We start from the raw sequence: 19,026 nt of genomic DNA, 5'->3' as shown, positions 1-19,026 counted from the left end.
GGTGCCTATAATGGCAAAAAAACACGGTAAGTTAAAACCTTGTTTCTAGTTTTATGCAAATTGTTTTATAGAGGCAACCATGCAGATATATTTAGTTGGGGGAGCGGTAAGAGATGAGTTACTCAGTCGCCCCATTATTGATAGGGATTATGTCGTCGTAGGCGCAAGTGTTGAGCAAATGCTCAGCCTTGGATACACGCAAGTAGGTAAAGACTTTCCGGTATTTTTACACCCAGACAGCAAAGCAGAATATGCACTTGCCAGAATGGAGAGAAAGCAAGGTCAAGGCTATGGAGGTTTCATTTGTGACTTTTCACCCGACATTACACTAGAGCAAGATTTATATCGTCGAGATTTAACGATTAACGCAATTGCCAAAGATGAAAATGGCACGCTGGTTGACCCTTACCATGGCCTACAAGATATAGCACAGCGTCGACTTAAACATGTAAGCCCTGCTTTTAGTGAGGACCCACTGCGTGTACTGCGTGTTGCTCGTTTTGCCGCTCGCTATGATTACCTTGGTTTTACTATCGCAAAAGAAACACAACAACTGATGGCTGATATGGTCGCTAACGGGGAACTAGCAACACTCACTAAAGAGCGAATATGGTTAGAAATTGATAAAAGCCTCAGTGATGGATGTGTGGCTATTTTTAGTGATGTGTTACACAAACTAGGCGCACTGCCAATAGTATTACCAATGTTAAAACACTGGAGCATTGAACATGCAGTCGAACTGACAAAAAATATCGCCGCGATATCAAAACAAAGAGACAACTTTAAACTTATCTCTTTTAGCTTATGGCTTAGCACATGTAGTTTGTCATCGTTAGATAATATCGAGCAAACCCTAAAAGTTCCGAACAAATACGCACAAAGCGCGCGCGATTTCTGCCAACATAAAGCGCTGCTATCTGACTCAAACCTCAATGCACAATCAGTACTAGATATGTTAAATAAACTAGACATTTGGCGACGCCCAGAACGATTTGCTATATTTTGCCAAACCGCATCAGCAGCACAAATCAACCCTGTTTGTATAACCCAAATACAACAGGCAACACTTCATGCTTGTGCAATTAAACCTCAAGGTATTATTTCACAAGGCTTTAAAGGCTCAGACATTAAACACCAACTAAACTTGGCAAGATTTAAAGCCCTTGAACAAAGTTTGGAGGCTTGAAAGAAAAGGTCCGCATCAAGTACGAGCTTAGTTAACCTCAGGTTTAGATAAGGGGTTTTGAAATAAAAAACGCTGTAACTAGGACTTATATAACTGCTATCCAAAGATGACACTTTACTCAATATCAAGGTACTTTCACTTGTAACAGCTGGCTATTACCAGTGAAAGTACCGAAGATAAAGGATAAAATGGCTGAATTTATCAAGTCTATTTATCCAAAGCTGAGGTGTATTAGGCTAAAAATATCTACCAAAGTAAAAAAGCGAATAAACCTGCACCAAGTAACAATCGGTATATCACAAATGGCATCATGCCCATGCGCTCAATCACTTTTAAGAAAAAGTGAATACACACATAAGCCGCTAAAAACGACAATACAGCCCCTAAAATGATGGCCTGCCACTGAAATGCCTCATCCCCTGAGCTGAGCTTATAAACATAATATGAACCTGCTGCAGCTATCACAGGAATAGACATCAAAAATGAGAATCTTGCCGCACTTTGTTTATTCAGACCTAACAATAACCCAACAGTCATGGTGATCCCTGAACGAGAAGTCCCAGGAAATATCATTGCTACCACCTGAGAAAGACCGATTAACAAAGCACTTAGCCAATTTATTTGGTAGATGGTTTTTATTTGCTTGGCTTTTGCATCGGCATACCAAAGCAATAAACCAAAAACGACAGTGGTAGTCGCTATTACCCAAGCATTACGTGAGTAAACCTCTACATAGTCTTTAACCAAATAGCCGATAATTAATGACGGAAGAGTGGCAATAATTATCCACCAGCCTAATTGGCTGTCATCCGTTCTTCCTTGCTGACCAAACGATTTAAACCAAGCACTTAAAATATCTCCAACTTCTTTACGAAAATATATAATCACAGCGAGCAAAGTGCCAACATGTACTGCCACATCAAAGGCGGTGCCTTGATCAACCCAGCCCAATACTTGAGACGGTAAAATAAGATGTGCCGAGCTAGAAATAGGCAAAAACTCAGTTAACCCCTGCACTAAGGCTAAAACAATAACTTCAATAATACTCATGGTAAAGAAAACTCCACTTTCCATAGTTTTTGGTTTGAATTGTCATACTCTTGCCAAATACAGGCAATACTTTTTTTGTAAACGGGGTGTATGTGTGTTGGCGCAATCTCAAACAAAGGCAATAATACAAAAGCATTTTTGGTTATTTCATCACGAGGTAACTGAGCTGGTTGCTCACAAATGACGTCATCATAAAATAATAAGTCTAAGTCCAGTGTGCGAGGGCTAAACTTTTTATCCGTACGAGTACGGCCGTTTTTCAATTCTATTTCTTTGAGTAATTCACAAACTTGAGAGAGTGGCATCTCGGTCTTTGCCCCAAGGACAGAATTGTAAAAATTACTACCATTGAATCCAACCGCTTCACTCTCATACACACTTGAATGCAGATAATTTGGAAAATACTTGATAAGTGCAGCCCAACCAGCGGTGAAGTTTTGCTCGCGATTAACGTTTGAGCCCAGGCTAATGTAAATTTGCGCCATAATTAACTTTTCACTCGTGTGATTTCGACACCCACCGTTTGCGCTGCTTCTACCGCTGCGGGCTTACTCACTCTAATTGTGACTTGCTCTACATTAAACTCAGCTAAAATAAGAGTCGCTAATTGCTCCAACAAAGTCTCTAATAACTCGACTGGTTTAGCTATCGAATGTGCAATAACTCGTTCACTTACTTTGGCATAATCTACAGCTAAAGTGATATCATCCGCTTTTGCCGCAGCCGAAATATCGGTCAACATATCAATATCAAAGTATAAGCTTTGTTTACTTTCCTTTTCAAAGTCGTAAACTCCTATTATAGTTTCGACATGTAGTTGTGAGATGTACACCTTATCCATTGATACTCCACTGGTTACCTAGAATCGCTCTATAACTGCAACTTATGCTAGTTACAGTCGGCATTTATACGTCGATCATAGCCGAAAACGCCACAAGACAAAATAAGGAAACACGTGTTAGTTAGTTTAATCTGTGTCTTTGCTTACATTATTGGTTCTATCTCGTCAGCTGTTTTAGTCTGTCGAGTCTTTGCCCTGCCCGATCCTCGTTTCTCAGGCTCACAAAATCCAGGTGCAACCAACGTATTGCGTTTAGGTGGTAAGTTCCCTGCAATCTTGGTGTTAATCTTTGATATTTTAAAAGGTACAATCCCAGTATGGGGCGCTTACTTTTTGCAAATTGAACCAATTTGGCTTGGAGCGGTTGCGGTCGCAGCCTGTTTAGGACATATTTATCCCGTTTTTTTTCATTTTAATGGCGGTAAGGCCGTAGCCACTGCATTTGGTGCATTATTACCAATTGGCTTACCACTAGGCGGGTTATTAATAAGCACTTGGCTATTAGTACTTTGGCTAACACGATACTCATCACTGGCTGCAATTACAGCTGTTACGCTGGCACCCTTATATACTTGGTGGATAAAACCTATTTATACATTGCCGGTTAGTTTTTTAACTGTATTAATTATATTAAGGCACAGAGGGAATATTAAAAGGCTCCTTACTGGGAAAGAGCCAAAAGTAGGCAGTAAAAAAAGTTAAAGTGGTTTTAAGCTATCCAGTGGCCAACGAGGTTGAGTTTTCATATCAAGCGGTGCGAATTGCTTTGCTTTTAAGCGTTGCATACCGGCAAAAGCTATCATTGCACCATTGTCAGTACAAAACTCCGTACGCGGATAATACACCTTACCTTGCATACCTTGCATAACACGCTCAAGTTTATTGCGTAGTTGTGTATTTGCGCTCACACCACCGGCAATCACTAGACGTTTAATCTTAGTTTGCTTAAGCGCCCTTTTACATTTGATAGCGAGTGTATCAATAACTGCAACTTCAAATGCATGCGCAATGTCTGCTTTAGTTTGTGCGTCATTACCACTGGTACGAATAGTATTAGCCGCCGCTGTTTTTAAACCACTAAAGCTAAAATCAAGCCCGGGTTTGTCCGTCATCGGTCTTGGAAAAACAAAGCGCTCAGCCACACCTTGTTCCGCCATTTTGGCAAGCAATGGGCCGCCGGGGTAATCTAGTCCCAGCAGTTTGGCCGTTTTATCAAATGCTTCACCTGCAGCGTCATCGACTGACTCACCCAGCACTTCATACTCACCAATGCCTTCAACTTTTACCATCATAGTGTGACCACCTGATACAAGCAGCGCAATAAAAGGAAAGTCAGGACGCTCATCTTCAAGCATGGGGGCCAATAAATGCCCTTCCATATGATGAACCGCCACTGCTGGAAGGTGCCAGCCAAATGCAAGCGCGCGCCCAATCGATGTTCCCACTAACAACGCACCAACAAGCCCTGGACCTGCCGTGTAAGCAACACCATCTAATGACTCAGGACCACATCCAGCTTCTAAAAATGCTGCTTCTATTAGTGGAATAGTTTTACGAACATGATCACGTGACGCCAGCTCTGGCACTACGCCACCATAATCCGCATGCACTTTAACTTGACTGTAAAGCTGATGTGCCAGAAGACCTTGCTCATCGTCATAAATTGCAATGCCAGTTTCATCACACGACGATTCTATGCCTAAAATTCGCACTCATTTACTCCCGAGGAAAATGATATAAAAGACGTATATTTTACCTGCTGGAGGTTTTATTGAGCAAGCAAAAGGACCTTACTGTTTCGTTAAATTGCCAAACCTATATTAGTTTGACCATCCGCAAGCGCATGCTGCTTGAGCGATTTAGTATTATCTGCCGTGATCCGACCCATATTTTCAACAAAATCGATGAGCTCAGATAACACTTCTATCTCATATTGCATTAAAGGATGCTCTCGAACTGATTTGTTATCAGCATCTATATCATCACTCTCTAATGCAAACTCAACGTAACGAGCAACCGTCGCTTGAGATATCTTTGCAATGCTTACAAACTCTTGTTCGTCTTTTGTCATTAAACCATGCATTAGGCCTAACAAAGCCGTTGCTGCATCAATTGCGGGATACGTTCCGAACATATCAAACTGCGCAAGTTCAGGTACATTAGGCTCTACTTTTTCAATTTGCTTTTCAAAGCTAATCTTACTTTTTGGTAACAGGATTTTCTCCCAACATACATTAAGAGCATTCCTTAAAACTGACTCATCACCAAACTGAGTGGCTTCACTAAATAGCCCATAATTAGGTAGCATTCGTTCAATAATAGCTGCAGCTAACACAGCTTGCTGAAGGTAGTTTAGCTCTCTAATACGTTGGAAATTATTCGCTTTGGTCATTATTTGTTCCACATTGCCAGCAAAATTGAAATGCTGGTCCATTGATTTCTGTGCAATGATTGCAACGCCAGTCAGAGCTAGGTTGCTTTTGCGAGTAGTTTAACAATATTTTTTGTGCTGCGGGCACTTTTATATCGTAAACTAGTAAACTAAGTTTAGCTTGCTCAGCTGGTATTTCTCCTATAGCACCTGCTAAAGGCTCACCGTTAATCCGAGTTTCTATTTTAGCTTGATACAACAAGCCTTGCACAATGTGCACTTCAAGTACGTTATCGGTGGTAAATACACATCGCCATTTAAAGTTATTATCTGTCATACTTATAATTATTCCATACTTATTGAAAGAGGCAAAAAATGACACTGACCACTCCTGGGCTTTTATTTCCTGCTATTTCTTTATTATTGCTTGCCTATACCAATCGATTTCTAGTGCTAGCGCAACTAATAAGAGAGCTCAATGCCCGCGAAGGCGAGAGTATTCGCCCTCTAGTGCGCGCACAAATCAAGAACCTAAGAAAACGCATTAAATTAATACGATTTATGCAAGTATGGGGCGTTGTTGCGTTTTTATTGTGCACATTCTCTATGTTTGCCTTATTTATTGATTTTGCATTAACTGGAGTCATTCTTTTTGGTGCCAGCTTGTGCTGCCTAATACTCTCTCTATTTATCTCTTTATATGAAATACATATTTCCTGTCATGCCATCGAAATAGAATTACAAAATATTGAAAAAAAGCCAACTGCCTGATTAAGCAGGCAGTCACTTTAATGACTATACTAACTAAGTAAATAGTCATTAAAGGGGCAGCGAGTGAGCAGTTATCTTTTCTCTGATGAGTTAATAGAAGAGCCAAATAACCCACACCTTGCATCTGAGCATTGGGATATTCTCATTGTGGATGATGAAGAAGACATTCATCAAGTAACAAAATTAGTGCTATCGGGTTTCGAATTTGAACAAAAGTCGCTGCGATTTCATCATGCATATTCTGCCCAGCAAGCAAAAGAAATTCTTGCCAAAGAGCAGCTAATCTCTGTTGGCTTAGTCGACGTTGTAATGGAAACAAACCATGCAGGCTTAGACCTTATCAAATATATTAGAAATGATTTAGCAAATCATGATGTACGTTTAATTTTACGCACGGGGCAACCAGGCGAAGCGCCAGAAGAATCTGTGATCAGAGACTATGATATTAATGATTACAAAAATAAAACAGAGTTAACAGCCGTTAAATTAAAAACATTACTTTACTCTGCATTGCGTGCCCATAGAGATATTCAAACCATTGAACGTCATAAACGAGGCCTCGAGCAAATCATTAATGCATCATCTTCATTTTTACAATGCAACAGTGTCCGTGAGTTTGCATCAACAATTTTAACGCATGTCTCCAATGTAATGGGTTTAAATGACAATGATATTTATTGTGCTGCAGCTATTAACCATTCAAAAGAGTCAGGTGCAAAGTTCAAGCTTTTGGCCGCTTCAGGCGAGGGTATAGAACCAAAAACGTCGACTATTCCAGAGCATGTTAGAGAGTTATTCATTGAATCTCATAATATTAAAGCCTCTCGTTCTACCGAAACAGAGTATGTTGGCTATTTTCCTTCAGCAGGTGGAGGGGAGACCATGCTCTATGTTGGTAAAGATTCACACATGAAAAGTACCGACCGACAGTTACTTGAGTTTTTTGCAAACAATATTGCACTCGCTTATGACAATATTAAACTTAGAGAAACAGTGAAAGATTCACAAAAAGAGCTATCTTACATCCTCGGTGAAGCCGTTGAACGCCGTTCTAAAGAAACGGGCTCTCATGTTAAACGGGTTGCTCATTACAGCATGTTATTAGCGCAGCTCTATGGAGTTTCAGACTATCATGCTGAAATTATTAAACTTGCTTCTCCTTTACATGACATTGGGAAAATTAGTATTCCAGATAATATTTTGAATAAACCCGATAGGCTTACACCAAGTGAATGGCAGATTATGATGACCCACGCACAGACTGGTTACGAAATCTTACAACATTCTTCTAACGAAATTTTACAATGTGGCGCTACAATAGCGCATCAGCATCATGAAAAATGGGATGGTACGGGGTATCCGAGAGGCTTAAAAGGTGAGAAAATAGATATAGTTGGACGAATAACAGCTCTAGCTGATGTATTTGATGCCTTAGGAAGTGACAGATGTTACAAACCAGCCTGGCCTCTAGAGAAGGTACTCACACTAATAGAATCTGAAAAAGGGAAGCAATTTGACCCTAAACTCGTTGATTTATTTATAAACAATTTAAATCAGTTTATCGCAATTAGAGATAGTTACCCCGATTAACTTTGTAAGCAAAATGTAAAATTTTCACTTTCAATTTTCTTTTACATGTATTAGTATTAGGAAAACACATTAACAGTATGTGATAAGTAGAAATTAAAAGGAATTTCGAATGAGATTTGAACAACTAGAACAGTTTGTAGCTTTAGGCAATTTGCGCCATTTCAGACAAGCAGCGGAACAAACCAAAATAAGTACTTCAGCCTTAACTAGAAGTATTCAGACATTGGAAGATGAGATAGGCTGTCAGCTTGTTAAACGCTCAACACGCTCAGTAAGACTTACCGAGCAGGGTGAAATGTTTTTGAGTTATTGCAAAACAACGCTGTCAGAGCTTGAGTTAACTAAGAAAACAATCAAACAGAGTTTGTTTGGTAGAGATCAACAAAAGCTTGTTATTGGTTACACCAGTGAAGCCAGCTCTATAGTACCTATGTCATGTGGTCAATTTCTTGCTGATTACCCAAACATTAAAATCGAGATGCAGTTACAAGATGAGCATGAGCTAACACGTAAATTACAGCTTGGTGAAATTGATATTAGCGTGTATTTGCAAAGTGCAAGTAATGTCGTTAGTAATATTTACCTGCCAGATCAGCTTATACTTTTCGTTGCAAAACATCACCCACTTGCAAGTAAAGACTCATTACGCAAGGAAGAGCTATATGATTTTCCCATGTATGGATGTTTCTCACAATCAAAGCAAGTTCAATCTATGCTCAATGAAGCCGTTGAAGGGCTCAATAAAAGCAGCAGTATGAAAATTGGCAATATAGATCAAGTAATGGAAGGTCTAAAACAGTCAAATCATTTTGCTATTGCGAGTATTGAGCACGCCAATACCATTGCTCAAGACCCTAATTTAGTTATCTTAAGAACTAACAAAGATATTAATCATGAGCAATTAGTTGTTCAGACTAATCATCATGTTAGTCGTGATAGCCATATCACGCATTTATTAGGTCTTATAGAGACGTCAGCAAAATCTAAAGCCTGCGCTTCGAATATGTAGGCTTACAAAGATAAATGACTTAAAAGAGGTGCAAATGCACTTCTTTTTTCATTCTTGATCACTAAAAATAACAAGAATGAGTCATATAATCAAACTAGACCAAATAGCTCACTGCTATAGCGATAAAAATAGTAAAGCCAACCCGATTATTATTTAAAAAAGCCTTAAAGCAGCTATCTCGCTCACGCTTATGAATCTCTCGCTGTAACCACATAAGTAATAAACTTGAAATACTTAACCCTAAAAAGTAGGGCCACTGTAGTGACTGAATAATGCCTATAAAAGATAAAATTGCCAAAAACATAACATTAAAAGCTGCAATCCAATGCCTGTCATAACGCCCGAATAATATAGCGGTAGACTTTACACCAATCTTTAAATCATCATCTCTATCAACCATTGCATACATTGTGTCATAGGCTATAGTCCAAAGCACATTCGCAGTAAAAAGTAACCAAGCATAATTAGGCACTTCCTCTATACTTGCCATAAACGCCATCGGAATAGAAAAACTATACGCCATTCCCAATACCACTTGCGGTAAATGTGTATAACGTTTCATAAATGGATAGCATGCTGCAAGCATTAAGGCTCCAACTGACAAGTAAATAGTTTGCCAATTAAGCATTAACACCAATGCAAATGCACAAACAATAAGCAAGATGAATAAGCTTAATGCTTCACCAGGCTTTACTTCCCCTGTTGCCAGCGGACGTTGCGACGTTCGTTTGACTGCACCATCCACTTTCCTATCGGCAAAATCATTAATTACGCACCCAGCACTGCGCATGATAAAGACACCGCAACTAAAAATAACTAACAGCCCTAGAGACGGTACACCTGAGTTTGCTAACCATAATGCCCAATAAGTAGGCCACAACAGCAACAAGGTACCTATCGGCCTATCCGTACGCATTAAGCGTAAATAAGCAGAAATATGCGATTTATGAAGCGAATTGAGTTGCATAGTGAACCTTAGGTAAAAACACTTCGCAGACCATGATTTTGGCATCTTGGTATGAAAACACCCTGCGCCGTGCAAACATATTCTTGTACGGTAAATGTAAATCTTTAAGCAAGGATTCATATCCTTGTTGATAGTTAATCTGCGCAATTTCAATTGGTGAGCGTTGCCAAGCAGCATCTTGAAATAAAACCTCTCCAAGCGGCTTATTGCCCAACTTCCGAACTCCCAAATCTGAAGCTTGTGTGCTGATCCAGCTTTGCGCATACACTCTAGCCACATCATCACATACAAGTAACACTTCTCGACATTGTAACTGCTTGCATTGTTGACCTAAAACTTTCTTATGTTGTACTTCGCAAGCTAACCACTGCTCCCGTAACACATCAACTCTAAATTGTTCAAAGTGCTGTTTTAGCAGTGCGGTTAATGACCCACTGTCTAATATAATATTTGCATCATCATTTGGTAAATGAGCGGACTCTGAGGCTAATTGCCATGCAAAGTCAATGGAAAAAGGCGTTCTCAACACAACTCTATCTGTTCTTCTAAAAACTCATCACATCATAGCACCACCAAGCCTTACACAAAAGTTTGCTGATATTTTAATAAGATATCCACTACAAATATGTAAAATACTTGCATTTAAGTATACACTTAACAGTGCCAATTCGCAGTTGAACTAATGGGATTTCAAATTGTTATGAACAAACCTTATTACTTACTCGTAGTTTTTACACTCGTCATCACTTGTTTTGGCGTTCGTGCGAACTCTAACGTAGGCTATTTTGGTTTTGAACCAGACATAATCACAAACTATATTGGCCAATCAAATAAGAAGCTTGGTTACGTACGAGTAACCGTTGACTTGATGTTAGATGATGTAGGTAATATCAGTGTTGTAGAACACCATACACCATTACTTAGAGATGCCATCGTTCAAATTTTAAGCAAGGAACCAGAAGAAACCATAAAGTCTCTTACTGGCCGAGAAGAGATAAGACAGCGCTGTGCAGATAAATTAAAGAGCCTACTTAAAGAAGAGACGGGCAGTGAGATAATTAGAGACGTATTGTTTACTAAGTATCTCTATCACTAGTACGCTTTGTCGGCTGTAAAAAAGCAACCAGAATACCACTGAGTAACCCAAACAAATGAGCCCAATTAGCCATGCTAATAAAAAATAACTCGGTGAAGCCAAACACCATCCAAAGTAGCATAAATCCAACCACCGGTTTGCTGACTAATGCAGGCTCAGATTGATGCCTTGCGCTGTATACCCAAGCGAAGCCCAACAAAGCATAAACAACACCACTGAGACCACCAAAGCGGCTATCTACCATTAGATACTGAGCCCAATTACTGGCTATCGAGCTAACAAAAAATAGTAAAAACAAGTAGCGTGGGCTTGTTCGCTCTACTATCTGTTGTCCAAGATGAAGCCACCAACTTAAATTAAAAACTAAGTGTAATGCACCAAAGTGCAGCAGTGCCGGTGTTACCCAACTAATTGGGCTATCAGGCTTAAATTGCAAATAATTAAAGGTTGTGTTCGCATCAAGAATATAGAAACTACCAAATACAATTAAACTAAGCCCAAACACTACTTTTAAAAACCAATGTAGCGCGTTAAAGCGTTGCAATAAGTTCAGTTCGCTACCACCGTAATTTAGTGGAGAGTTCGCTTCGCCACTAAGCCAAGATGCACTTAAATATTTGTCTTGATAAGGGTCATTCAAAAAGTCTTGCCACAATATAGCGCCTTGCTCACGGTGCTCATCTGCAACCCAAGCCTCAACGCTCATACCATCTTTTGAGCGAAGACTCACAAGTACGCCTTGCGTTTTAAAGTAATCGGCAGCGCCCTGAACAGCGCGTGGATTATTGAATGTGCCCAGCAAAATCATTTATTAATGCAATCAGGCAGCTGTGAAGCCCACTGAGTAAAACCACCATCCATGCTATAAACATCTTCAAAGCCCTGCTCTATTAAATAACTTGCAGCACCTTGAGAACTTATACCATGATAACAAACAACAATGATCGGTTGATCAAACTCTTTTTCTTGCATAAAGTGACCAATATTAGCGTTAGATAAATGCTCTGAGCCAGGAATATGGCCTTGTGCAAAGCTATTTTCATCGCGGATATCAGCAATTATTACATTATCTTGCTCAAGTAACGCTTTGGTTTGGGTTACTGATATATGTTTCATCGTCATAAGTTACTACTCAAAAATATAAAAGGCGACCAATTGCCGCCTCTTATGTGTTAAATAATGGGCGTTAACCCCAGTTTAAGATCACTTTACCAGATTGACCAGATATCATAGTGTCAAAACCTGTTTGGAACTCATCTATTTGGAACTGGTGTGTAATGATAGGCTCTAGATTTAGCCCAGATTGAATTAAACTGGCCATTTTATACCACGTTTCAAACATTTCTCGGCCATAAATACCTTTAATCACTAACCCTTTAAAAATCACTTGATTCCAATCAACAGCCATATCCGAAGGCGGAATACCAAGCATCGCTATTTTTCCACCATGGTTCATATTATTTAGCATGCTATTGAACGCAACAGGCACACCTGACATTTCTAAACCAATGTCAAACCCTTCAGTCATGCCAAGCTCTGTCATGGTATCTTCAAGCTTTTCATTGACCACATTAACTGCACGAGTTGCGCCCATTTTACGCGCTAAATCTAAGCGATATTCATTGACATCGGTGATCACTACGTGACGAGCACCAACATGTTTAGCAACCGCGGCAGCCATTATGCCAATGGGACCAGCACCTGTTATAAGTACATCTTCGCCCACTAAATCAAATGACAAGGCGGTATGCACTGCATTACCGAACGGGTCAAATATTGATGCCAAATCATCAGATATGTTATCTGGAATTTTAAATGCATTGAATGCAGGTATCACTAAGTACTCAGCAAAAGCACCTTCGCGATTAACACCTACACCTGTAGTGTTACGGCATAAATGAACACGCCCAGCGCGACAGTTCCGGCAATGCCCACATGTGATATGACCTTCACCTGACACTCGGTCACCGACGTCAAAGCCACGAACCTCCTGTCCCATATCAACCACTTCACCTACGTACTCATGACCCACAACCATTGGGGTAGGAATCGTACTCTGTGCCCACTCATCCCATTTATAAATGTGTACGTCTGTTCCACAAATAGCCGTTTTACGAATTTTAATTAACAGATCGTTATGCCCTACTTCCGGTTTGGGCGCATCTGTCATCCAAATACCTGGTTCGGCTTTTAACTTAGATAAAGCTTTCATAATTGTTACTCAAACAAGGGAAGCCGAAGCTTCACTTTAAAATTAAATAATACCCAGCTCTTTACCAATACGTGTAAAGGCATCAATGGCTTTGTCCAACTGCTCACGTGTGTGTGCTGCTGAAATCTGAGTACGGATCCTAGCCTGCCCTTTTGGTACAACAGGGAACGAAAAACCTGTTACATAAATACCCTCAGCCAATAGCTTGTCAGCCATTTGGGCCGCAACTTTTGCATCACCTAACATCACCGGAATGATTGCGTGATCCTTACCTGCACAAGTAAAGCCTACCGCCTCCATTTTTTCACGGAAATAGGCTGCATTGGTCCATAAAGTATCTCTTAACGCTTTACCGTCTTTGAGCATATCTAATACAGCGATAGAAGCAGTAACAATAGAAGGAGCCAGTGAGTTTGAGAATAAATATGGGCGTGAACGCTGACGTAACCACTCAACGGTTTCTTTCTTAGCGGATGTATAACCACCCGAAGCACCGCCAAGTGCTTTACCCAAAGTACCAGTGATAATGTCAACTCGATCCATAACACCACAATACTCGGGCGTACCACGGCCATTTTCACCAACAAAGCCAACAGCATGAGAGTCATCAACCATCACTAATGCATCATACTTATCTGCCAAATCACATACTGCTTCTAAATTACACAGCACGCCATCCATCGAGAACACACCATCTGTGGCAATTAATTTAGTTTTTGCACCTGCTTCTGTAGCCGCAATTAACTGCTGTTCTAAATCAGCCATATCATTATTAGCATAGCGGAAACGTTTAGCTTTACACAAACGAACACCATCAATGATTGAAGCATGATTTAGTGCATCTGAAATAATTGCATCGTCAGGGCCTAAAATAGTTTCAAATAAGCCTGCGTTCGCATCAAAGCACGAAGAATACAAAATGGTATCTTCCATTTGTAAAAATTCGCTAATTTTAGCTTCAAGTGTTTTGTGAATATCTTGTGTGCCACAAATAAAGCGCACAGATGCTACGCCAAAGCCATGTGCGTCTAACCCTTGCTTTGCTGCAGCGATTAGGCTTGGGTTATTGGCAAGCCCCAAGTAATTATTCGCACAAAAGTTAATTACCGATTCACCACTTTCAACCGCTATTTGCGCTTGTTGAGAAGAAGTGATCACACGTTCACTTTTGTATAAACCTTCAGCTTTAACATCTTCAAGCTGTTGTTGTAGCTGGCTGTAAAAGGCCGATGCTCTCATTTGGAGTCTCCATTATTTGCACGGGTCCCAATGTACGCGCCACTATTATCATTAAGTGAGAGTGTCAAAACGCATACAGGGTAAATCAAAAAACTGGGCTGCTATTGTAAAAGGTTAAAGCCCCAATTGCACGGGTTGTGATTATCGTGTGATAACACGTCAAGTAAACACTTTTGAGATAAGTTACAGCAATGCAGGCACCTGCTGTAGTGATGCACAAACATAGTCAGCGTGGCCTTTAGCCTCATCACTAAACGAGTACCCTGATCCCACCAAAATTGCTGTTTCTATGCCTGCGGCTCTTGCCGCCTTAATATCTGATAACTTATCGCCCACCATAACACTACTACTAACATTAATATTAAACTCTTCGATGGCCTCATTTAGCATACCCGGGTTTGGTTTACGGCAATCACAGTCAAGCTTAAAAGGCGCAATTGCTTTGTCAGGGTGATGTGGGCAATAATACACTTTACTTATTGGAATTTGGTGCTTTGCAAACTCATTACACATCCAATCACTTAGTGTGGCAAACTGCTGTTCATTATAATAACCACGGCCAATACCAGATTGATTGGTAACAACCACTATGATGTAACCCATAGCCACAAATTGCTGACATGCTCCAAAAACGCCATCAATAAAATGAAAGTCTTCAATTTTGTGTACGTAAGCATGGTCAACATTTATTACGCCATCTCGGTCTAAGAATATTGCTTTGTTTTGTTTCTTAATCATAACTTTTCAGCTTCCACTACACGGTCAAACATTTCCACTACTTGCTTTACTGTAATTTGCTGCATTAAGTTGCTCCCTTTTACACGCACACCCCAAGGCAATTGCTGTGCTGTTTTACCTCTTTGTTCTAGTAAATTTTTATGGTAAACCTCCACAACATAATCTTGATACAAATAGGGGCCAGTACGTTTAGGGTTAGAATGAGCATAAAGACCTATCACCGGTGTATTCACAGTTACTGCCATGTGCGCTGGACCTGTATCAGGTGCTAGTACTAAGGAAGCTTGTTTGAGCACACCCAACAACACTTTTAACTGTGTTTTACCGACCAGATTGATAATATTGCATTGTGCATACGCTATAATTTGCTTTGCCAAGTCTTCTTCCATGGCTGTAGGACCACCCGTTATAACAACAGAGAAACCACACGCAGCTGCGTGTTCTGCAAGTTGGGCATAACGCTGAGCCAACCAATTTCGCTCGGCTTTACTGGCCGCGGGTGAAATAACAAACACTCTATCATTACAATCTGCTAATAGCATTTGTGCCTGCTGCTCATGTTGCACCGTTATAGGCATTTGCCAGCTCGGTGTGTCACATTGAACACCAATGGCACGTGCAAAATTTTGAAACCCCTCTAGTACATGTGGTTCGGTTTGCGCCCTAATACGTTGCTTAACAAATAACGAATGGAGTTCTTTACTACGCCCTTTATCGAAGCCTATTTTTATCTTGGCAGGAATACAACGTGCAGCCCAGTTGGCACGAAATGCCACTTGCATGTGCAGCAACACATCAAACTTTCGGCTTTTAAAAGTTTTTTTAAGACTTTGATAAGCTACTTTACCCTGTTTTTTGTCAAAAATAACAAATTCAACACCGGGCAAGTCGGCCAGCAACATCGCTTCAACCTTGCCAATCACCCACGTGATTGACGCCTCTGGATATTGCGATTGAATTGCTTGTACGACCGCAACTGCATGACAGACGTCGCCAATTGCCGATAGCCTTAAAATACAAATAGAACGAGGAGCTTGAGACACACATTTCCTGCTTATCAAAAATCTTTGGCCCAGATCTTAAATTAATCAATCTGCTTTGCAAGTTTATGGCCAACAAAAAAAACGTTACACTTGGCGTAATTGTTCATAAGCACACTTTTTTGCATGAAAACAACTATCATTGATAATCATTATTTACTTACACCTGAGTCGGTTAGCTACCCAATTACATTAAATTGGTTTGATGCCCAATATTGGCAACAAAAAAATGCGATAGTTGCGACTAAACAAGGCCGTGCGACCGCTTGGTTTTTTAAAAATGATGGACAAGTGAATGTGCTAAAGCACTATTGGCGCGGTGGCATAATTGGTAAATTTTTGTCTGATCAATACTTTTTTAGCGGTTTTAAAAACACCCGCGTATATCAAGAATTTACCCTTTTATGTCAACTTGACGCTCTAGGCTTGCCTATTTCAAAGCCTATTGCAGCAAAAGTAACGCGCTGCGGTATAATTTATCGCGGTGACTTAATTACACATGCAATTAGTGGCGCTAAAAGTCTATGTGAAGTGTTACAAGCACGTAGTACAAGCAAAGAGGAGCTTATATTAGTGGCTCAAACGCTTGCCAACTTTCACAACGCTGGTGTTTTTCATGCCGATTTAAATATAAATAATATATTATTTAGTGACGACGGTCAGGTATATCTGATTGACTTTGACCGAGGCCAACTACGCTCACCGAAATCTAGCTGGCAAAAAGAAAACATTAGCCGCTTACAACGCTCATTTAATAAAGAAGCCGGCAAATGGCCGGCCTTTAATTTCTGCAAAGACGATTGGCAATTACTGCACCAATCTTACTTAAACTCATTGAAAACAGTTAAAGTTTAAGTTTTTTACCCAGTTTGGCTTTTGCTATGATGCCCGACGTAGAGCAACCGTCTAAAAATGCCAATACTTCAACCTGACCACCTTGACTCAGCACAAAGTCAGCTCCCGCGATATCTTCAACTTTATAATCCCCCCCTTTTACTAAGGTATCAGGGCTTATTTGCTCAATTAACTTAGCTGGCGTGTCATTTTCAGCTTCACTACCAAAGGGAATAACCCAATCAACCGAAGCCAAAGCACTCAATACCATGGCGCGTTCATGTAATGAATTAATCGGCCGCTCAGGCCCTTTAAGCCTCGTGATTGACTCATCATTATTTAGCCCAACAACTAAACGGTCGCCCATACTTTTTGCTTGTGCCAAATAACGTACGTGCCCTGCATGTAAAATGTCAAAACAACCATTGGTAAAGACGATTCTTTCACCATTTTTCTTGGCAAAAGCAACATGCTTAAACACATCATCAAATGGGGTTTGATAGTGCTCACCTGTTTCTCGTAAGTATTGACCCATTTTACGGCTGAGCTCTTCAGGAGAAACCGTTGCGGCACCGAGCTTACTCACTGCAATACCTGCTGCGATATTCGCTACCTCAACAGCGTCTTTAGGTTGCATACCTGCACCAAGCATCGTGGTGAGCGTAGCTATCACCGTATCACCCGCACCAGTAACATCGCTGACCTCTAGCACTTGAGCTGGAAAGTCATACTTTTCAGTCTGAGAAATGAGTGACATACCTTGTTCCGAACGTGTTAACAACATAGCGCCAATGCCATTGTCTGCAATCAACTTTCGCGCGCTTTGCGTCAATATGTCTTCACTATCTAGCAGGCCACCTGCAAGCTTAAACTCATTTAAATTTGGAGTAATAAAATCAGCCCCCCGGTACAAAGATAAATCACTAGATTTGGGGTCAATTAATACCGTTTTCCCTGCACTTTTTGCTAGGGCAATCATATCTTTAATCGAGCTAAGTGCACCTTTGTTGTAATCTGAAAAGAGCACAAAATCATAGCTATCAATAACTTGCTCAAGTCGCTTTAGAAGCAAACGGCTATGTTGTTCGGTAAATGGTTCTTCTAAGTCTAAGCGAACAACCTGTTGATGACGACTAATTACACGCATTTTAGCAATGGTTGGTAATTCTTCGATACTAACCAACTGAGACGCAATTTTTTCATTCTCTAGAATACGCGTCAAAGACTGCCCATTGTCATCTTCACCGATTAGTCCTAGCAAACCAACATGGCCATCTAAATGAGCAATATTTTTAGCTACGTTTGCTGCACCACCCGCTTTGTCTTCTAAACTATTTACCTTAACAACAGGCACTGGCGCTTCTGGAGAAATTCGCGCAGTATCACCTAACCAGTATCGGTCAAGCATCACATCACCCACAACCAAAATGCGAGCCTGATTTAAGTTCTGTAAGCGAGAAAAATCCATTACAGCTGCTCCGCAACCAACATATCAACGGCTTCACATAACCAATGCCCAATAAACATGTGCGCTTCTTGAATACGTGCAGTTTCATCATTTTTAATGATAATTGGTAATTTTGCGATGTTTTTTACATCTCCCCCATCACGACCTGTTAACGCGACCGTGTTGGCACCAATCTCATTAGCTGCCGCTAATGCTAAATTAATATTGTTACTCGTGCCTGAGGTAGTTAAACCAATGACTAAATCTTCTGGTTTACATAAAGCTTGCACTTGGCGCTCAAAAACAGTATCAAAATGATAGTCGTTACTATGTGCAGTAAGAATCGATGTATCAGTCGTTAAAGCAATTGATGCCAACGGGCCTCGTTCTAACTTATAGCGCACCACAAACTCCGCAGCTAAATGTTGCGCGTCAGCAGCGCTACCACCATTACCAAACCAAATCACTTTCCCACCCTTAGCTAATGTACTATGACATGCTTCTAGCAGTCTGATACATTCTTGGTGATAGTTTGCCATTGTTTCAAATAACAATTGGTGGCGTTCAAGGCTCGCTAAGTAACTTTGTTCAATTTGCTCATTTTGCGACATATCTGTTCCTAAATTACCACTTTC

23 protein-coding genes are annotated in these 19,026 nt (G+C 40.4%); 7 read left to right on the top strand and 16 right to left on the bottom strand.

Going from position 1 to position 19,026, the window contains the following annotated elements; all coding sequences use genetic code 11:
• Positions 1-79 precede the first annotated feature (79 nt).
• Entirely contained in the window at positions 80-1,186 is a 1,107-nt protein-coding gene (locus SANK73390_RS08745) for a tRNA nucleotidyltransferase (RefSeq protein WP_462765489.1), read from the top strand.
• Positions 1,187-1,432: 246 nt separating this feature from the next.
• On the opposite strand, the gene SANK73390_RS08740 is transcribed toward SANK73390_RS08745, so the two are convergent.
• The 3 genes from SANK73390_RS08740 to folB are packed head-to-tail and all read right to left on the bottom strand — an operon-like array spanning position 1,433 to position 3,077.
• On the bottom strand, positions 1,433-2,236 hold the full coding sequence (locus tag SANK73390_RS08740) for an undecaprenyl-diphosphate phosphatase (RefSeq protein ID WP_261595198.1): 804 nt from the start codon (positions 2,234-2,236) through the stop codon (positions 1,433-1,435).
• Entirely contained in the window at positions 2,233-2,721 is a 489-nt protein-coding gene (gene folK / locus SANK73390_RS08735; RefSeq protein WP_261595199.1) for a 2-amino-4-hydroxy-6-hydroxymethyldihydropteridine diphosphokinase, read from the bottom strand. The genes SANK73390_RS08740 and folK overlap by 4 nt, the downstream gene beginning before the upstream one ends.
• Positions 2,722-2,723: 2 nt before the next feature.
• Complete coding sequence (gene folB / locus SANK73390_RS08730) at positions 2,724-3,077, bottom strand: dihydroneopterin aldolase (RefSeq protein ID WP_462765486.1); 354 nt, start codon at positions 3,075-3,077, stop codon at positions 2,724-2,726.
• Positions 3,078-3,191: 114 nt separating this feature from the next.
• Here folB and plsY point away from each other — a divergent pair, with 114 nt between their 5' ends.
• Positions 3,192-3,779 (top strand): glycerol-3-phosphate 1-O-acyltransferase PlsY, encoded by a 588-nt coding sequence (plsY, locus tag SANK73390_RS08725; protein ID WP_462765484.1) that lies wholly within the window; start codon positions 3,192-3,194, stop codon positions 3,777-3,779.
• Here the strand turns inward: plsY and tsaD are convergent.
• The 3 genes from tsaD to SANK73390_RS08710 form a co-directional block, all read right to left on the bottom strand.
• The gene (tsaD, locus tag SANK73390_RS08720; protein WP_462765483.1) at positions 3,776-4,789 is read right to left on the bottom strand and encodes a tRNA (adenosine(37)-N6)-threonylcarbamoyltransferase complex transferase subunit TsaD; all 1,014 of its coding nucleotides are present in this window, start codon (positions 4,787-4,789) and stop codon (positions 3,776-3,778) included. The genes plsY and tsaD overlap by 4 nt on opposite strands.
• Positions 4,790-4,878: 89 nt before the next feature.
• Positions 4,879-5,469 carry a YjaG family protein gene (locus SANK73390_RS08715; RefSeq protein WP_462765481.1) on the bottom strand — a complete coding sequence of 197 codons (591 nt, stop codon included), beginning with the start codon at positions 5,467-5,469 and terminating at the stop codon, positions 4,879-4,881.
• Positions 5,453-5,785 carry a putative signal transducing protein gene (locus SANK73390_RS08710; RefSeq protein WP_462765480.1) on the bottom strand — a complete coding sequence of 111 codons (333 nt, stop codon included), beginning with the start codon at positions 5,783-5,785 and terminating at the stop codon, positions 5,453-5,455. The genes SANK73390_RS08715 and SANK73390_RS08710 overlap by 17 nt, the downstream gene beginning before the upstream one ends.
• 38 nt (positions 5,786-5,823) lie before the next feature.
• On the opposite strand from SANK73390_RS08710, the gene SANK73390_RS08705 reads away from it, so the two are divergent.
• From SANK73390_RS08705 to SANK73390_RS08695, 3 genes are all read left to right on the top strand, one after another.
• Entirely contained in the window at positions 5,824-6,219 is a 396-nt protein-coding gene (locus SANK73390_RS08705; protein ID WP_462765478.1) for a DUF2721 domain-containing protein, read from the top strand.
• A gap of 63 nt (positions 6,220-6,282) precedes the next feature.
• Positions 6,283-7,809: a DUF3369 domain-containing protein gene (locus SANK73390_RS08700; RefSeq protein ID WP_261595206.1), complete on the top strand. Its 1,527-nt coding sequence runs from the start codon at positions 6,283-6,285 to the stop codon at positions 7,807-7,809.
• Positions 7,810-7,918: 109 nt separating this feature from the next.
• Complete coding sequence (locus SANK73390_RS08695; RefSeq protein ID WP_462765476.1) at positions 7,919-8,818, top strand: LysR family transcriptional regulator; 900 nt, start codon at positions 7,919-7,921, stop codon at positions 8,816-8,818.
• Between the two features lie 94 nt (positions 8,819-8,912).
• Here the strand turns inward: SANK73390_RS08695 and ubiA are convergent, their stop codons facing one another.
• On the bottom strand, positions 8,913-9,785 hold the full coding sequence (gene ubiA / locus SANK73390_RS08690; RefSeq protein ID WP_462765474.1) for a 4-hydroxybenzoate octaprenyltransferase: 873 nt from the start codon (positions 9,783-9,785) through the stop codon (positions 8,913-8,915).
• The gene (locus SANK73390_RS08685; protein ID WP_462765472.1) at positions 9,763-10,311 is read right to left on the bottom strand and encodes a chorismate--pyruvate lyase family protein; all 549 of its coding nucleotides are present in this window, start codon (positions 10,309-10,311) and stop codon (positions 9,763-9,765) included. Before SANK73390_RS08685 ends, ubiA begins: the two co-directional genes overlap by 23 nt.
• A gap of 174 nt (positions 10,312-10,485) precedes the next feature.
• Here SANK73390_RS08685 and SANK73390_RS08680 point away from each other — a divergent pair, with 174 nt between their 5' ends.
• Positions 10,486-10,881, top strand: a complete 396-nt coding sequence (locus tag SANK73390_RS08680; protein WP_261595210.1) for a flagellar basal body-associated protein FliL — start codon at positions 10,486-10,488, stop codon at positions 10,879-10,881.
• Here the strand turns inward: SANK73390_RS08680 and SANK73390_RS08675 are convergent.
• The 6 genes from SANK73390_RS08675 to SANK73390_RS08650 form a co-directional block, all read right to left on the bottom strand.
• On the bottom strand, positions 10,862-11,689 hold the full coding sequence (locus tag SANK73390_RS08675) for a rhomboid family intramembrane serine protease (protein WP_462765470.1): 828 nt from the start codon (positions 11,687-11,689) through the stop codon (positions 10,862-10,864). The two genes, SANK73390_RS08680 and SANK73390_RS08675, sit on opposite strands and share 20 nt — an antisense overlap.
• The gene (glpE, locus tag SANK73390_RS08670; RefSeq protein WP_462765468.1) at positions 11,686-12,003 is read right to left on the bottom strand and encodes a thiosulfate sulfurtransferase GlpE; all 318 of its coding nucleotides are present in this window, start codon (positions 12,001-12,003) and stop codon (positions 11,686-11,688) included. The genes SANK73390_RS08675 and glpE overlap by 4 nt, the downstream gene beginning before the upstream one ends.
• A gap of 64 nt (positions 12,004-12,067) precedes the next feature.
• Positions 12,068-13,093 (bottom strand): L-threonine 3-dehydrogenase, encoded by a 1,026-nt coding sequence (gene tdh / locus SANK73390_RS08665; protein WP_462765466.1) that lies wholly within the window; start codon positions 13,091-13,093, stop codon positions 12,068-12,070.
• 42 nt (positions 13,094-13,135) lie between these two features.
• Complete coding sequence (locus SANK73390_RS08660) at positions 13,136-14,332, bottom strand: glycine C-acetyltransferase (RefSeq protein ID WP_462765464.1); 1,197 nt, start codon at positions 14,330-14,332, stop codon at positions 13,136-13,138.
• Between the two features lie 183 nt (positions 14,333-14,515).
• The gene (gmhB, locus tag SANK73390_RS08655) at positions 14,516-15,070 is read right to left on the bottom strand and encodes a D-glycero-beta-D-manno-heptose 1,7-bisphosphate 7-phosphatase (RefSeq protein WP_462765462.1); all 555 of its coding nucleotides are present in this window, start codon (positions 15,068-15,070) and stop codon (positions 14,516-14,518) included.
• Positions 15,067-16,113 (bottom strand): glycosyltransferase family 9 protein, encoded by a 1,047-nt coding sequence (locus tag SANK73390_RS08650; RefSeq protein ID WP_462765460.1) that lies wholly within the window; start codon positions 16,111-16,113, stop codon positions 15,067-15,069. The genes gmhB and SANK73390_RS08650 overlap by 4 nt, the downstream gene beginning before the upstream one ends.
• 123 nt (positions 16,114-16,236) lie before the next feature.
• Between SANK73390_RS08650 and SANK73390_RS08645 the strand changes: the two genes are divergently transcribed.
• Complete coding sequence (locus tag SANK73390_RS08645; protein WP_462765458.1) at positions 16,237-16,965, top strand: 3-deoxy-D-manno-octulosonic acid kinase; 729 nt, start codon at positions 16,237-16,239, stop codon at positions 16,963-16,965.
• Here SANK73390_RS08645 and hldE read toward each other — a convergent pair.
• Positions 16,955-18,412 carry a bifunctional D-glycero-beta-D-manno-heptose-7-phosphate kinase/D-glycero-beta-D-manno-heptose 1-phosphate adenylyltransferase HldE gene (gene hldE / locus SANK73390_RS08640; protein WP_462765456.1) on the bottom strand — a complete coding sequence of 486 codons (1,458 nt, stop codon included), beginning with the start codon at positions 18,410-18,412 and terminating at the stop codon, positions 16,955-16,957. The two genes, SANK73390_RS08645 and hldE, sit on opposite strands and share 11 nt — an antisense overlap.
• Positions 18,412-19,002 (bottom strand): SIS domain-containing protein, encoded by a 591-nt coding sequence (locus SANK73390_RS08635; RefSeq protein WP_261595219.1) that lies wholly within the window; start codon positions 19,000-19,002, stop codon positions 18,412-18,414. Before SANK73390_RS08635 ends, hldE begins: the two co-directional genes overlap by 1 nt.
• Between the last annotated feature and the right edge of the window lie 24 nt (positions 19,003-19,026).

This window comes from Pseudoalteromonas sp. SANK 73390 (assembly GCF_054966645.1).
This window is presented reverse-complemented; position numbering and strand designations above follow the sequence as displayed.

Excerpts from the sequence above, each read along its gene's own strand:
- SANK73390_RS08745 (WP_462765489.1), top strand. The coding sequence starts at position 80 with ATGCAGATATATTTAGTTGGGGGAGCGGTAAGAGATGAGTTACTCAGT.
- SANK73390_RS08740 (WP_261595198.1), bottom strand. The coding sequence starts at position 2,236 with ATGAGTATTATTGAAGTTATTGTTTTAGCCTTAGTGCAGGGGTTAACT.
- folK (WP_261595199.1), bottom strand. The coding sequence starts at position 2,721 with ATGGCGCAAATTTACATTAGCCTGGGCTCAAACGTTAATCGCGAGCAA.
- folB (WP_462765486.1), bottom strand. The coding sequence starts at position 3,077 with ATGGATAAGGTGTACATCTCACAACTACATGTCGAAACTATAATAGGA.
- SANK73390_RS08715 (WP_462765481.1), bottom strand. The coding sequence starts at position 5,469 with ATGACCAAAGCGAATAATTTCCAACGTATTAGAGAGCTAAACTACCTT.
- SANK73390_RS08710 (WP_462765480.1), bottom strand. The coding sequence starts at position 5,785 with ATGACAGATAATAACTTTAAATGGCGATGTGTATTTACCACCGATAAC.
- SANK73390_RS08705 (WP_462765478.1), top strand. The coding sequence starts at position 5,824 with ATGACACTGACCACTCCTGGGCTTTTATTTCCTGCTATTTCTTTATTA.
- SANK73390_RS08695 (WP_462765476.1), top strand. The coding sequence starts at position 7,919 with ATGAGATTTGAACAACTAGAACAGTTTGTAGCTTTAGGCAATTTGCGC.
- ubiA (WP_462765474.1), bottom strand. The coding sequence starts at position 9,785 with ATGCAACTCAATTCGCTTCATAAATCGCATATTTCTGCTTATTTACGC.
- SANK73390_RS08680 (WP_261595210.1), top strand. The coding sequence starts at position 10,486 with ATGAACAAACCTTATTACTTACTCGTAGTTTTTACACTCGTCATCACT.
- SANK73390_RS08675 (WP_462765470.1), bottom strand. The coding sequence starts at position 11,689 with ATGATTTTGCTGGGCACATTCAATAATCCACGCGCTGTTCAGGGCGCT.
- glpE (WP_462765468.1), bottom strand. The coding sequence starts at position 12,003 with ATGACGATGAAACATATATCAGTAACCCAAACCAAAGCGTTACTTGAG.
- tdh (WP_462765466.1), bottom strand. The coding sequence starts at position 13,093 with ATGAAAGCTTTATCTAAGTTAAAAGCCGAACCAGGTATTTGGATGACA.
- SANK73390_RS08660 (WP_462765464.1), bottom strand. The coding sequence starts at position 14,332 with ATGAGAGCATCGGCCTTTTACAGCCAGCTACAACAACAGCTTGAAGAT.
- gmhB (WP_462765462.1), bottom strand. The coding sequence starts at position 15,070 with ATGATTAAGAAACAAAACAAAGCAATATTCTTAGACCGAGATGGCGTA.
- SANK73390_RS08645 (WP_462765458.1), top strand. The coding sequence starts at position 16,237 with ATGAAAACAACTATCATTGATAATCATTATTTACTTACACCTGAGTCG.
- hldE (WP_462765456.1), bottom strand. The coding sequence starts at position 18,412 with ATGGATTTTTCTCGCTTACAGAACTTAAATCAGGCTCGCATTTTGGTT.
- SANK73390_RS08635 (WP_261595219.1), bottom strand. The coding sequence starts at position 19,002 with ATGTCGCAAAATGAGCAAATTGAACAAAGTTACTTAGCGAGCCTTGAA.